Below are 12,603 nucleotides of genomic sequence, written 5' to 3'. Positions count from 1 at the left end.
CATGACAATAACTCCTCAAAATCTGATCGCACTGCTACCGCTGTTGATCGTCGGATTGACGGTGGTGGTTGTGATGCTGTGCATTGCGTGGCGACGCAACCACTTCGTCAACGCGACGGTGACCGTGATTGGCCTGAACGCGGCGCTGCTGTCGCTGTTTCTGGTGGCCGCCGCGGTGCCCAGCGACATTACTCCGCTGATGCATGTGGACGGTTTCTCCATGCTGTACACCGCGCTGGTGCTGCTCTCCGCGCTGGCGACCTGCACCTTTGCCTACCCGTGGCTGCAGGGCTATCCGGATAACCGCGACGAGTTCTACCTGCTGGTGCTGATCGCCACGCTGGGCGGGATCTTGCTGGCCTGCGCCAACCATCTGGCGGCGCTGTTCCTGGGGATAGAGCTTATCTCCCTGCCGCTGTTCGGTCTGGTGGGCTACGCCTATCGCCAGAAGCGCTCGCTGGAGGCGGCGATCAAGTACGCCATTCTCTCGGCCGCCGCGTCCGCCTTCCTGCTGTTCGGCATGGCGCTGCTGTACGCGCAGTCCGGCGATCTCTCCTTTGCCGGTCTGGGCTATGCGCTGGGCGGCAGCATGCTGACCCAGCCGCTGGTGCTGGTGGGGCTGGGCATGATGCTGGTGGGCTTTGGCTTCAAGCTGTCGCTGGCGCCGTTCCAGCTGTGGACGCCGGATGTCTATCAGGGGGCGCCGGCGCCGGTGTCGACCTTCCTGGCGACCGCCAGCAAGATCGCCATCTTTGCCGTGCTGTTGCGTCTGTTCATCCTGCTGCCGGCGACAGACAGCGAGGCGGTGCGCGTGGTGCTGGGCGTCATCGCCTTCTGCTCCATCCTGTTCGGTAACCTGATGGCGGTCACCCAGAGCAACATCAAACGTCTGCTGGGCTACTCCTCTATCGCCCACCTGGGCTATCTGCTGGTGGCACTGATCGCCGTGCAGAGCGAGGGCATTGCGATCGAGACCGCCGGGGTCTATCTGGCCGGCTATCTGTTCGCCAGCCTGTCGGCTTTCGGTATCGTTAGCCTGATGTCCAGCCCCTATAGCGGGCCGGATGCCGAGTCGCTTTACTCCTACCGCGGCCTGTTCTGGCATAAGCCGATTCTGTCGGCGGTGATGACCGTATCCATGCTCTCCCTGGCCGGCATCCCGATGACCCTGGGCTTTATCGGTAAGCTGTTCGTGGTGATGGCGGGCGTCAGCGCCGGGCTGTGGTGGCTGGTCGGCGCGGTGGTGGTCGGCAGCGCGATCGGCCTGTACTACTACCTGCGCGTAGCGGTCAGCATGTACCTACGCGCGCCGCAGACGCTGATCCGCGACACCCCGAATAACTGGGCGCTCACCGCCGGTGGGGTGGTGGTGCTGCTCTCTGGCGTGCTGGTGGTGCTGACGGGGATCTTCCCGCAGACGCTGATTTCGCTGGTACAGCTGGCACAGCCGCTGCCCTGATAGGGGGCACCGATGAGACAATGCCGGGCCAGGGGCCCGGCATTTTTTTATCTAGCGGGTAATGGAGAAAAAGAGATCGCAGGCAAAGGCGCTGATGAAGAAGATACACAGACGGACCCAGGGACTCTCCACGCCCAGCATGATCGACAGCAGGGTCATGCCGAGGCTGAAGATAATCATGACGAGCAGGCTTGGCCAGGTATACATAGCGCTCCCCCTAAAGATACGGCGGCCCCGGCGGCGCCGGGGCGATGAGATTGATTATGCGCCCGCGGGCGCATAAGAAAAGCGCCGGGCTATAACAGCTCGAAGTGGGCGCGCTTCACCCGCTGGACATCGGTGCCGATAAACACGTTGATGCGCCCCGGCTCGATGACCTGCTGCATCTGGGCGTTCCAGAAGCGCAGCTGCTGCGGCGTCAGGGTAAAGCTGACGCGGCGGCGTTCGCCCGGCTGCAGCATCACCTTGCGGAAGTCCTGCAGGCTCTTCAGCGGGCGGCTGATGCTGGCCACGGGATCCTGCAGGTAGAGCTGCAGCACCGTGGCCCCGGCGCGCGGGCCCGTATTGGTGACGGTGACGCTGGCCTCAATCTGCCCATCGCGCGCCATCTGCGGGGCCGACAGGGTGATCTCCGACAGCGTGAAGCGGGTATAGCTCAGTCCGTAGCCGAAGGGGTAGAGCGGGCCGTTGGCCTCATCGAAGTAGTGCGACGTGTACTTCTCCGGCTTTTGCGGATCGTAGGGCCGGCCGGTATTCAGCCGGCTGTAGTAGGTGGGAATTTGGCCGACGGAGCGCGGGAAAGAGATGGGCAGCTTGCCGGAGGGGTTAACGTCGCCGAACAGAACATCGGCGACGGCGTTGCCGCCCTCGGTACCGGGGAACCAGCTCTCCAGGATGGCGTCAGCCTGCTGATCTTCGCGTACCAGGGTCAGCGGACGCCCATTCATCAGCACCAAGACCAGCGGCTTGCCGGTCTGCTTGAGGGCGGCGATCAGATCCCGCTGACTCTGCGGCAGATCGATATGGGTGCGGCTGGAGGCCTCGTGGGCCATCCCCTGCGCCTCGCCGACGACCGCCACCACCGCATCGGCCTGTCTGGCCACGGTGACCGCCTCATCGATCAGCGCCTGGGCGGGACGCGGGTCGACGCTGACGGAGGGGCCGTACTGATTGAGAAACTGGAGAATGTCTGCGTCATTGCTGACGTTGGCGCCGCGCGCGTACAGCACGCGGCCATGGCCGGCCATGGCGTTGCGGATCCCGCTGAGAAGGGTGACGGCCTGCGCAGGCTTGCCGGCGGCCGACCAACTGCCGATCACGTCGCGCTGGCTGTCGGCCAGCGGACCGACGACGGCGAGGGTGCCGCGGCGCGCCAGGGGCAGGGTATCCAGGCGGTTTTTCAGCAGCACCAGCGTTTGGGCGGCGACCGTGCGCGCCTCGGCGCGGTGCAGGCGGCTTTCGGCGTCCGTGTCCTGGGGATCGCTGCCGACGGGGCCGAGATGGCGATAGGGATCGTGGAACAGCCCCATGTCGTACTTCACGTTCAGTACGTGGCGGCAGGCATCATCGACGGCGGCGGCGCTGACCCGGCCGCTTTTCACCAGTCCCGGCAGGTACTGGCTGTAGTATTCGTCGCTCATGCTCATATCGATACCGGACTGGATCGCCAGGCGCACCGCATCCTGGGGATCGCGGGCGACGCCGTGGTTAATCAGCTCCTTAATGGCGCCGTGATCGCTGATGGTGATGCCCTGAAAGCCCCACTGGTCGCGCAGCAGGGTTTTCAGCAGCCAGGGGTCGGCGCTGGCCGGGGTACCGTTAATGGCGTTCAGGGAGACCATCACACCGCCGCTGCCGGCGTCCAGCGCCGCCTTGTACGGGGGAAGGTAGTCCTGGAACATGCGCTGAGGACTCATGTCGACGCTGTTGTAGTCGCGCCCGCCTTCAACGGCGCCGTAGAGCGCATAGTGTTTGACGCTGGTCATCAGCGCATGGCGATCGCCCGGGTGACGCCCCTGCATCGCCTTGACCATCAGACGCCCCATTTCTGAGGTGAGATAGGTATCTTCGCCAAAGCCCTCCGAGGTGCGGCCCCAGCGCGGGTCGCGGGTGATGTCGACCATCGGCGCCCAAGTCATGTTCAGCCCGTCTTCGCTGGCCTCATAGGCCGAGACGCGCCCGACGGTGGTGACCAGATCGCGATCCCAGCTGGCGGCCAGCCCCAGGCTGATGGGAAATACCGTGCGCTGCCCGTGGATGACGTCATAGGCGAAAAACAGTGGGATTTTCATTCGACTGTGCCGCACGGCCTGATCCTGCATGCCGCGGATCCCGGGTCGGGTGACGGTATTGAAGATGGCGCCGACCTGGCCGCCGGCGATCATCGTGTAGACCTTTTCCTTGGGGTTATCGGGGCCGACGCTGATCAGCCGCAGCTGGCCTATTTTTTCCGCCAGGGTCATTCGCTGCAGCATCTGGGTGACAAAGGCGTCTCGGGGCAGGGTGGGATCGGGCCACTGGGTGGGGTAGCCTGACGTTCCGGCCAGCGCCGGCGCCGTCAATAGAGCGCTGATCAGACCGAATGAGCAGAGCCATTTCATGATGTTCACATTTCCTTTGCCTGGGCTGCACGCAGCAGCGTAATCGGAGCGGTACCGGCCTCTCCCAGTGGGGCGCAGTTTAATGCGGTGCGCGGATCATCACGCAGGCTGGGAACGGCGTTTTAAGGATACATATCATACAGGTGAATAGTTGCTTCGTGCTTCTTAATTTATGTTGGATAGGTAAGCGGGGGAGGGGCGGGGCGATCTCAGGCGCCGGCGTCGGCGCCTGAGGCGGATCAGCGCGTTTTTTTCTGCGGCATCATCAGCAGCAGCGCGTTATCACGGATGACATAGTGGTGGAACAGCGCGGCGGCGGTGTGCATAGCGATCAGGGCGTAGCCGATATTGGCCAGCACCACGTGCCACTCTTTTATCACGGACTTCATGGAAGGATCCGGCGTAACCCAGGGGGCGATGGTCATGCCAAACAGCGACCAGCTTTTACCGCCGTAGGCCATCAAGGTGACGCCCAGCAGCGGGATCGCCAGGAACCAGAGGTAGAGCGTCAGGTACATCATGCGCGCCGCCAGATGCTGCCAGCGCGGCGGCGGCGGCAGGATCGGCGGATCCGGCAGGATGTGACGTAGCCCGAGGCGTATCAGCATCGCAATCCATACCAGTACGCCGGCATTGTAGTGAACTTCGCGCATCAATAGATAGGCCGGTGAGTCCTTGGCAAACAGGCTGCGGAACTCAATGCTGATATAGGCGATGGCAATCAGCAGCAGCGTTATCCAGTGCAGGGATATTTGTATTTTACTAAAGCGTTGCATGGTCTCTCACTCTCATGGGTTCGTGACATTGTAGACTAGCTGAAAAATATTAAGAGACCCTTAAAGGGTTTTCTCTGATTTTATCCTGCGATGATGTCTGACACGTCACCCAACGACGCGAATGTCCGTACCTATGGCAATTATATGATGCCGGGCTCAGCCTTTTCCACATGAGGACTCCATTGCTGAAAGTAGCGCCGGGCGTCAATTTTTTCAAAAATAGCGTCGTCGATCGCGCTATTCAGCGAGAGATTTTTGATGTCGATATTATTGGCCTTCATCACCTGGCTTGCATGCAGAAAGGCCGGGATGATCAGCGGTTCTACTTTATCGGCTAAAAAGGTCGGCAGCATGCTGCCCAGGGTCTCATAGAAACGGGGACGGTCGAAATTGTTCATATCCAGCCCGGCGATAAATATCGTATTAAAGCCAAGGTAGGCGACGATCTGCAGCGCCCAATAGACGACGGTGCCCGCGTCGAAGATGCCGCGGCGGATATCCTGGCTGAACCCAATGCTCTGCTCATTGTCGGAAAATTGTATGCTGCGGTCCTGCCCATAGTGCGCCCTAAGCTGGCGAGGCGTGAGGCTGGGGCAATAGACCTTTTCCGCGATATCCTCAATGATGGCCAGGCGGCAGCGGAGGGCGCCGAGGGTAAAGCGGTCGAGGATGCGGGCCATACCGTGAACGGTGGTAAACAGGGTTAATCCGCACTGTTTAATCACCTCCAGAACGACGTCCGGACGCCGATCGATAAACCCCATATCGATGATAACGTAAAAAGTAAAGTCAACCTTGTGATGTAAAAAGTAGGCGCCGTTCACCCCGACGGCGGGCATGGCGGGGAGCTGCTCAAAACAGAGCGTATTGACCGACGGGCCGCTCGCCGTCAGCAGCACCTTACCGTGACTGCTGCGCTGCAGCTGGCTCAGCGGGACGATGGGGATCGGCTGTTTTTTGTAATCTAACGTTACAATTTCACCGCCGTCGCCGCGCGTGATTTTTACGTATGGCCAAAGATTTTCGTTATGGCGATAGGGGCGGGGGTGGGAGTAGCGGTACAGCTGTTTAAAAAAAGAACCCATAATTCATCCAATTAGCTGATATGTAACGCGGGGTGTTCTTAATCGTCATCATAACTTTATTTTTTTGCGGTATTTTTAGCTTAAAGTCTTGTCTGTTGATGCTTTGTTTAACCGTGGTGCGGGGCGCCACCCGCGGCATCTCGTCGGCCTGCCGCGGGCGCTCGGGTGCCGGGAGAGGGCTTCGGTGCAGCATCCTGACCGCTGCCGGAAAAAGTAGCACAGGCGCTGCGTTTTGCGAGGAAGGCGGCGGATCTGCGCCGTAAAAATAAAAGCAATGCTCAGCGCCTATTCTTGGGACTGTGGGAAGAGATATTTACGCTATCGACTGGGCTCTCGGTTAATCAAAAAGAGGGAGGCGGCGGCGCGGCGCGGAGGTCATGACCGTCGCTAAATAATAATCATGTGAAATAGATAGGCTGATAGTTATTAAGGTGTCTAATGGCGCTATAGCATAATTATATGAATTAATTGAGGGCTTTTTGAACAGATGGTCAGGGCTGAATCGCTCTGTTTCACATAAATATCCTTATCGCGTAAAAAAAGCCAGTCAACTTGATGAAGATCAACCACAGCGGGGGGGGCAAATCCTTAGCATTGCGCCCCTGAAAGCATTCCACCAGACGAATGCGCATAAACAGGAAACTGCAGAATGGTTGAGGATTCTTTTTTATCCGCTCACGGCATCAATCGTCGTGACTTTATGAAACTGTGCGCGGGCATGGCCGCCACACTAGGGTTAAGCTCCAATGCGGCGGCGGAAATGGCGGCAGCGATCACCAGTCCGCAGCGTCCTCCGGTTATCTGGATCGGTGCCCAGGAGTGTACCGGCTGTACCGAGGCCCTGCTGCGTTCCACGCACCCGACGCTGGAAACGCTGCTGCTGAATACCATCTCATTGGAATATCATGAGGTACTGTCATCAGCCTTCGGTCATCAGGTTGAAGAAAACCTGCACAACGCCATGGCGCGCTACAAGGGCAAATATGTCCTGGTGGTGGATGGCTCCATTCCGCTGAAAGACGGCGGCGTGTACTGCATGGTGGCCGGCGAGCCTATCGTCGATCAGATCCGTAAGGCCGCCGCCGATGCGGCCGCGGTGATCGCTATCGGCTCCTGTTCCGCCTGGGGCGGCGTTCCGGCTACCGGCGGTAACCCGACCGGCGCCGTCAGCCTGGAAGAGGCGCTGGGTCGTCCGGTGATCAATATCCCGGGCTGCCCGCCTAACCCGCATAACTTCCTGACCACCGTGGTCTACTACATCACCTATGGCAAGCTGCCGGAGCTGGACAGCAAGCACCGTCCGCTGTTCGCCTACGAGCGCCTGATCCACGAGAACTGCGAGCGTCGCCCGCACTTCGACGCAGGCCGCTTCGCCAAAGAGTTCGGTGACTATGGCCACCGTCAGGGCTGGTGTCTGTATCACCTCGGCTGTAAGGGGCCGGAAACCTACGGCAACTGCTCGACGCTGGAGTTCTGCGACATCGGCGGCGGCATCTGGCCGGTGGGCATCGGCCACCCGTGCTACGGCTGTAACGAGCAGGGTGTCGGCTTTACCAAGGGGATCTTCCAGCTCTCCAGCGTAGAAAACCCGACGCCGCGCGCGGAAAAACCGCTGGTGGATAACAAAGAGGGTGGGCATATCTCGCCGACGGCCACCGGTCTTATCGGCGGCGCGCTGGGGATCCTGGCCGGGGTGAGCCTGATGGCTGTGCGTGAGCTGGGTCGCCAGCAGAAGCGTAACCAGGCGGATCAACACGATTCACGGGAGGAGTAAACCGTGAACAGACGAAATTTTCTGAAGTTCGCCTCTGTCGGCGCGCTGGCGGCGGGCACTGCCGCCTCCGGCAGCGCCCAGGCAGCGGCCGAGAACAAGCCGCCGATCCCGACGGCGGTGGGGATGCTGTATGACTCAACGCTGTGCGTCGGCTGTCAGGCCTGCGTCGCGGAGTGTCAGCGACTGAACAAAAATCAGCTGAACCCGAACGGCGATCCGATCTGGTCCAACAACGATAAGCTGACGCCCTATACCAATAACATAATTCAGGTATGGCGTGACGGCACCGGGGTGAATAAGGATCAGGTAGAAAACGGCTACGCCTACATCAAGAAGCAGTGCATGCACTGCGTCGATCCTAACTGTGTCTCTGTTTGTCCGGTCTCTGCGCTGAAGAAGCACCCTGTCACCGGGATCGTCATGTACGATCCTGACGTCTGCACCGGCTGTCGCTACTGCATGGTGGCCTGCCCGTTCGACGTACCGAAGTACGATTACGATAACCCGTTCGGGGCGATTCACAAATGTGAACTGTGTAATCAGAAAGGGTTGGAGCGTATCGATCAGGGTAAACTGCCGGGCTGTGTCGAGGTGTGTCCTGCCGGTGCGGTGATCTACGGTACCCGTGACGAGCTGCTGGCCGAGGCCAAGAAGCGTCTCGCCGCGCGTCCCGGCGCAGAGTATGCCTACCCGCGTCAGACCCTGCACAGCAATGACAGCTATCAGCACCCGGTCGCCCACTATCAGCCTTACGTGTATGGCGAGAAAGAGGGGGGCGGTACCCAGGTTCTGGTTCTGGCGGGCGTGCCTTATGCCAAGCTGGGTATGCCGCAGCTGGATGAGCTGTCTACCGGCGCCCGCTCCGAACACATTCAGCATACGTTGTACAAAGGCATGATCCTGCCGCTGGTGGTCCTGGCCGGTCTTTCGGTAATGACCTATCGAAATACCAAGAATCACCATGACGGAGACGATGATAATGAGTGATCATAAAGCCAGTCCGCTCGGCGGGCGTTTGGTAAGCTGGCCCGTCGTGTTGCTGGCCCCGTTCATCCTGCTGTGCGGGATGTTTATCCTGAAGCGTTTGATCTTCGGTATCGGCTCCGTCGCCGATCTGAACGGTGGCTATCCGTGGGGGATCTGGATCGCGTTTGACCTGCTGATCGGCACCGGCTTCGCCTGCGGCGGCTGGGCGCTGGCCTGGGCGGTGTACGTGTTTAACCGCGGCGAATACCACCCGCTGGTGCGTCCGGCGCTGCTGGCCAGCCTGTTCGGCTACTCCCTCGGCGGCCTCTCCATCACCATCGATGTGGGCCGTTACTGGAACCTGCCGTACTTCTACATCCCGGGGCATTTCAATACCTCCTCGGTGCTGTTTGAAACGGCGGCCTGTATGACGGTGTATATCGGCGTGATGGCGCTGGAGTTTGCGCCGGTTATCCTGGAGCGCTTCGGCTGGAAGGTGTCGCTGAAACGCCTGAATAAGGTCATGTTCTTTATTCTGGCGCTGGGTGCGCTGCTGCCGACCATGCACCAGTCCTCCATGGGCTCGCTGATGATCGCCGCCGGTAAGAAGGTGCATCCGCTGTGGCAGAGCTACGAGCTATTGCCGCTGCTGTCGCTGCTGACCGCCTTTATCATGGGCTTCTCCATCGTGGTCTTTGAAGGCTCGCTGGTGCAGGCCGGCCTGCGCGGGCGCGGCCCAGATGAGAAAACCCTGTTTGCCAAGCTGGTGCGGGTGATCCAGGTGTTCCTGCTGCTGTTCCTGGTGCTGCGCTTCGGCGAGCTGGCGATGCATGATAAACTGCACTACCTGTTCCAGTTTGACCGCTACTCCGTCAGCTTCTGGTGTGAGGCCATGCTGATGCTGTTCCCGCTGCTGGCATTCTGCTCTGCGCGCTGCCGTAAAGACTCGCGCATTCTGTTTGTCGGCGCGCTGAGCATGCTGCTCGGTTCGGCCCTGTGGCGCTTGAACTACTCGTTGCTGGCCTTTGTGCCGGGCAACGGCTACGGATATTTTCCAACCTCTGAAGAGGTGCTGATTTCAATGGGCTTTGTGGCTATTGAAGTCGTTGCTTATTTGCTGCTGATCCGGCTGCTGCCGGTGTTGCCAGCGCTTGACCATTTAAAACACCAAGGTTATCAGGCCCAAGGGAAAGCTAAAGTATGAGCCAACGTATTACTATCGACCCGATTACCCGCATCGAGGGCCATCTGCGCATTGACTGCGAGATCGAAAACGGCAAAGTGACTAAAGCCTGGTCATCCGGCACCATGTGGCGCGGGATGGAAGACATCGTTAAGGGTAATGATCCGCGCGACGCCTGGATGATCGTTCAGCGTATCTGCGGCGTGTGTACCACCATCCACGCCATCGCCTCCGTCCGCGCGGTCGAAAGCGCCGTCGGCGCCAAGGTCCCGGTGAACGCGCAGTATATCCGTAACCTGATCCTGGCGGCGCACAGCATTCACGACCATATCGTGCATTTCTATCAGCTGTCGGCGATGGACTGGGTGGACATCACCGCCGCGTTGAAAGCCGATCCGAACAAGTGTGAGGCGATGCTGCAGGGCGTCTCCGCCTGGAAGCTGAACAGCGCCGGCGAGTTCGCCAAGGTACAGCAGAAGATCCGTAACCTGGTCGACAGCGGCCAGCTGGGGATCTTTGCCAACGGCTACTGGGGCCACAAGGAGATGAAGCTCTCTCCGGAAGTGAACCTGATCGCCGTCGCCCACTACCTGCAGGCGCTGGAGTGCCAGCGTGACGCCAACCGCGTCGTCGCTATCCTGGGCGGTAAGTCTCCGCATATCCAGAACCTGGCGGTCGGCGGTGTGGCCAACCCGATCAATCTCAACGCGCCGAGCGTGCTCAACCTGGAGCGCCTGATGTACGTCAAGATGTTCATCGAACGTCTGGGCGACTTCATTGAGCAGGTGTACAAGGTGGACGCGGCGATCATCGCGGCCAACTACCCGGAATGGATGACGCTGGGCCGCGGCGCTCAGCACTACCTGAGCGTGCCGGAGCTGCCGACCGACGGCGACGGCGGTAGCTTCCTGCTGCCGGGCGGCTATATCGAAAACGGTGACATGGCCAACTACCGCCCGATCAATAGCCAGCAGGATCCGTGGTTGATCGCCGGTATCGCCGAGTGCAGCAAGCACTCCTGGTATCAGGATGACGCTAACCTGAAGCCGTGGGAAGGGAAAACCGAGCCGAACTACACCGGCTGGCAGGAGGACGGTAAGTACTCCTGGGTGAAATCGCCGACCCTGTACGGCAAGGTGGTCGAAGTCGGTCCGCTGGCCGATCTGCTGGTGAAGCTGGCAGCCAAGCATGAAGACACCGTTAAACATTACAACGAAGTCAATGGGCTGTACCAGAAGCTGACCGGCAAGACGCTGCAGGTCGAACAGCTGCACTCCACCATGGGGCGCATCATTGGCCGCGCGGTGCGCTGCTGCGTGCTGAAAGATACCCTGATGATGCAGTGGCAGGCGCTGATCGACAATATCGGCAAGGGCGATCACGTGGCCTATATCCCGGCCGAAATCGACCCGAACAAAGAGTACCGCGGCGTCGGCTTCGAAGAAGCGCCGCGCGGCGCACTGTCGCACTGGATCGTCATCAAGGGTGGCAAGATCGCCAACTACCAGGCAGTGGTGCCGTCAACCTGGAACTCCGGCCCGCGCAACGGCCAGGATGAGCCGGGCCCGTACGAGCAGGCGCTGGTGGGGACTCCGGTCGCCGACATTAACAAGCCGCTGGAAGTGGTGCGTACCGTGCACTCCTTCGACCCGTGCATGTCTTGTGCGGTACACGTGGTGAATACCCTGGATGGCGAAACCACCAAGGTGAAAATCCTGTAATGAATACGCTGATTCTCGGGATTGGAAACCTGCTGCTCAGCGATGAGGCGGTCGGCGTGCGTATCGTCGAGCGCCTGCAGCGCGACTATCGCTTTCCGGCCAACGTCGAGCTGATGGACGGCGGCACCGCCGGCATGGAGCTGCTGGAGTACCTGGCCTGCCGCGATCACCTGATCGTGGTGGACGCCGTGCTCAGCGGCAGCGAACCCGGCAGCGTCATCACGCTGCGCGACGACGAGGTCCCGGCGATGTTTAGCCGTAAAATTTCGCCGCACCAGCTGGGGCTGGCCGACGTGCTGTCGGCGCTGCGCCTGACGGACGAGTTCCCGAAAAAGCTGACGTTGGTCGGCATTGAGCCGCAGTCGCTGGAGCCGAACATCGGTTTGACGCCGGCGATCGCCAGCGCGGTGCCGGTGGCGATGGACCGGGTGCTGGCTATCCTGCGTGAGCAGGGGATTCAGGCCCTGCACCAGGGGGATATCCATGCACAGTGAGTTCCCGCACGATGAGCCGCCGGAGCAGGGCATGGCCGCCGGGCGCGTGGGGTTCGATAGCGATCCTGCCGCGCAGCTGATCGCGCAGTATCAGCAGATCGCCACGGGCGAAATGCACGATCTGCCGTTCTATCGCGCCGGGATCCCGGTCAGCGCCGTGATGCGTCCGTTCGACGGGCAGTGGATCGGCTGTGTGCTGACGCCGTGGATGCTGAGCGTGGTGATCCTGCCTGGGCCGGATCAGGCCTGGCCGGCGCGTAAGATCGGCGATCGTCTGGCGCTGCAGCTGCCGCGCGGCAACATGACCTTTATGGTCGGAGAGCTGCCGCAGAGCGGACAGCTGCTCTCCTGTTCGCTGATGTCGCCTCTCGATCCCCATCTGGAGGCTGAGCAGGCCGAACAGCTGATGCGCGATACGCTGACCATGCTGCTCTCCCTGCCGGTGACGGAGACCCACGAGGTGGATCTTTCCCGGCGAGCGCTGTTCAGCCGCCGCGGTTAAGCGTCCATAAAAGCAAACACCCCGCAGCGCGGGGTGTTTTTTT

At 60.6% G+C, this 12,603-nt stretch carries 11 protein-coding genes; 7 read left to right on the top strand and 4 right to left on the bottom strand.

All coding sequences use genetic code 11. The annotated features are described in order from the left end of the window. Window position 1 precedes the first annotated feature (1 nt). Window positions 2-1,459: an NADH-quinone oxidoreductase subunit NuoN gene (gene nuoN / locus ETEE_RS01660; RefSeq protein ID WP_034162616.1), complete on the top strand. Its 1,458-nt coding sequence runs from the start codon at window positions 2-4 to the stop codon at window positions 1,457-1,459. Between the two features lie 51 nt (window positions 1,460-1,510). Here nuoN and ETEE_RS21590 read toward each other — a convergent pair whose 3' ends face one another. From ETEE_RS21590 to ETEE_RS01645, 4 genes are all read right to left on the bottom strand, one after another. Continuing rightward, window positions 1,511-1,666, bottom strand: a complete 156-nt coding sequence (locus ETEE_RS21590; protein WP_167549803.1) for a hypothetical protein — start codon at window positions 1,664-1,666, stop codon at window positions 1,511-1,513. A gap of 89 nt (window positions 1,667-1,755) precedes the next feature. Further along, complete coding sequence (gene bglX / locus ETEE_RS01655; protein WP_034162615.1) at window positions 1,756-4,059, bottom strand: beta-glucosidase BglX; 2,304 nt, start codon at window positions 4,057-4,059, stop codon at window positions 1,756-1,758. Between the two features lie 239 nt (window positions 4,060-4,298). Further along, complete coding sequence (locus ETEE_RS01650) at window positions 4,299-4,835, bottom strand: cytochrome b (RefSeq protein WP_034162614.1); 537 nt, start codon at window positions 4,833-4,835, stop codon at window positions 4,299-4,301. Window positions 4,836-4,975: 140 nt separating this feature from the next. After that, the gene (locus ETEE_RS01645; protein WP_034162613.1) at window positions 4,976-5,920 is read right to left on the bottom strand and encodes a sugar glycosyltransferase; all 945 of its coding nucleotides are present in this window, start codon (window positions 5,918-5,920) and stop codon (window positions 4,976-4,978) included. 649 nt (window positions 5,921-6,569) lie between these two features. On the opposite strand from ETEE_RS01645, the gene hybO reads away from it, so the two are divergent. The 6 genes from hybO to hybE are packed head-to-tail and all read left to right on the top strand — an operon-like array spanning window position 6,570 to window position 12,560. Then, window positions 6,570-7,694: a hydrogenase 2 small subunit gene (gene hybO, locus ETEE_RS01640; RefSeq protein ID WP_012849197.1), complete on the top strand. Its 1,125-nt coding sequence runs from the start codon at window positions 6,570-6,572 to the stop codon at window positions 7,692-7,694. A 3-nt stretch (window positions 7,695-7,697) separates the two neighbouring features. Next, window positions 7,698-8,681 carry a hydrogenase 2 operon protein HybA gene (hybA, locus tag ETEE_RS01635; RefSeq protein ID WP_034162612.1) on the top strand — a complete coding sequence of 328 codons (984 nt, stop codon included), beginning with the start codon at window positions 7,698-7,700 and terminating at the stop codon, window positions 8,679-8,681. Then, complete coding sequence (hybB, locus tag ETEE_RS01630) at window positions 8,674-9,864, top strand: Ni/Fe-hydrogenase cytochrome b subunit (RefSeq protein ID WP_012849195.1); 1,191 nt, start codon at window positions 8,674-8,676, stop codon at window positions 9,862-9,864. Before hybA ends, hybB begins: the two co-directional genes overlap by 8 nt. Next, window positions 9,861-11,564: a hydrogenase 2 large subunit gene (gene hybC, locus ETEE_RS01625; protein ID WP_034162611.1), complete on the top strand. Its 1,704-nt coding sequence runs from the start codon at window positions 9,861-9,863 to the stop codon at window positions 11,562-11,564. The genes hybB and hybC overlap by 4 nt, the downstream gene beginning before the upstream one ends. Next, window positions 11,564-12,058 carry a HyaD/HybD family hydrogenase maturation endopeptidase gene (locus ETEE_RS01620; protein WP_034162610.1) on the top strand — a complete coding sequence of 165 codons (495 nt, stop codon included), beginning with the start codon at window positions 11,564-11,566 and terminating at the stop codon, window positions 12,056-12,058. Before hybC ends, ETEE_RS01620 begins: the two co-directional genes overlap by 1 nt. Next, window positions 12,048-12,560, top strand: a complete 513-nt coding sequence (hybE, locus tag ETEE_RS01615) for a hydrogenase-2 assembly chaperone (protein WP_034162609.1) — start codon at window positions 12,048-12,050, stop codon at window positions 12,558-12,560. Before ETEE_RS01620 ends, hybE begins: the two co-directional genes overlap by 11 nt. The last annotated feature ends 43 nt before the right edge of the window (window positions 12,561-12,603 follow it).

The sequence above is a fragment of the Edwardsiella anguillarum ET080813 genome (assembly GCF_000264765.2).
In the GTDB taxonomy this organism is placed as follows: Bacteria; Pseudomonadota; Gammaproteobacteria; order Enterobacterales; family Enterobacteriaceae; genus Edwardsiella; species Edwardsiella anguillarum.
Note: the sequence above shows the minus strand (reverse complement) of the source record. Positions and strands in the feature narration are given on the sequence as shown.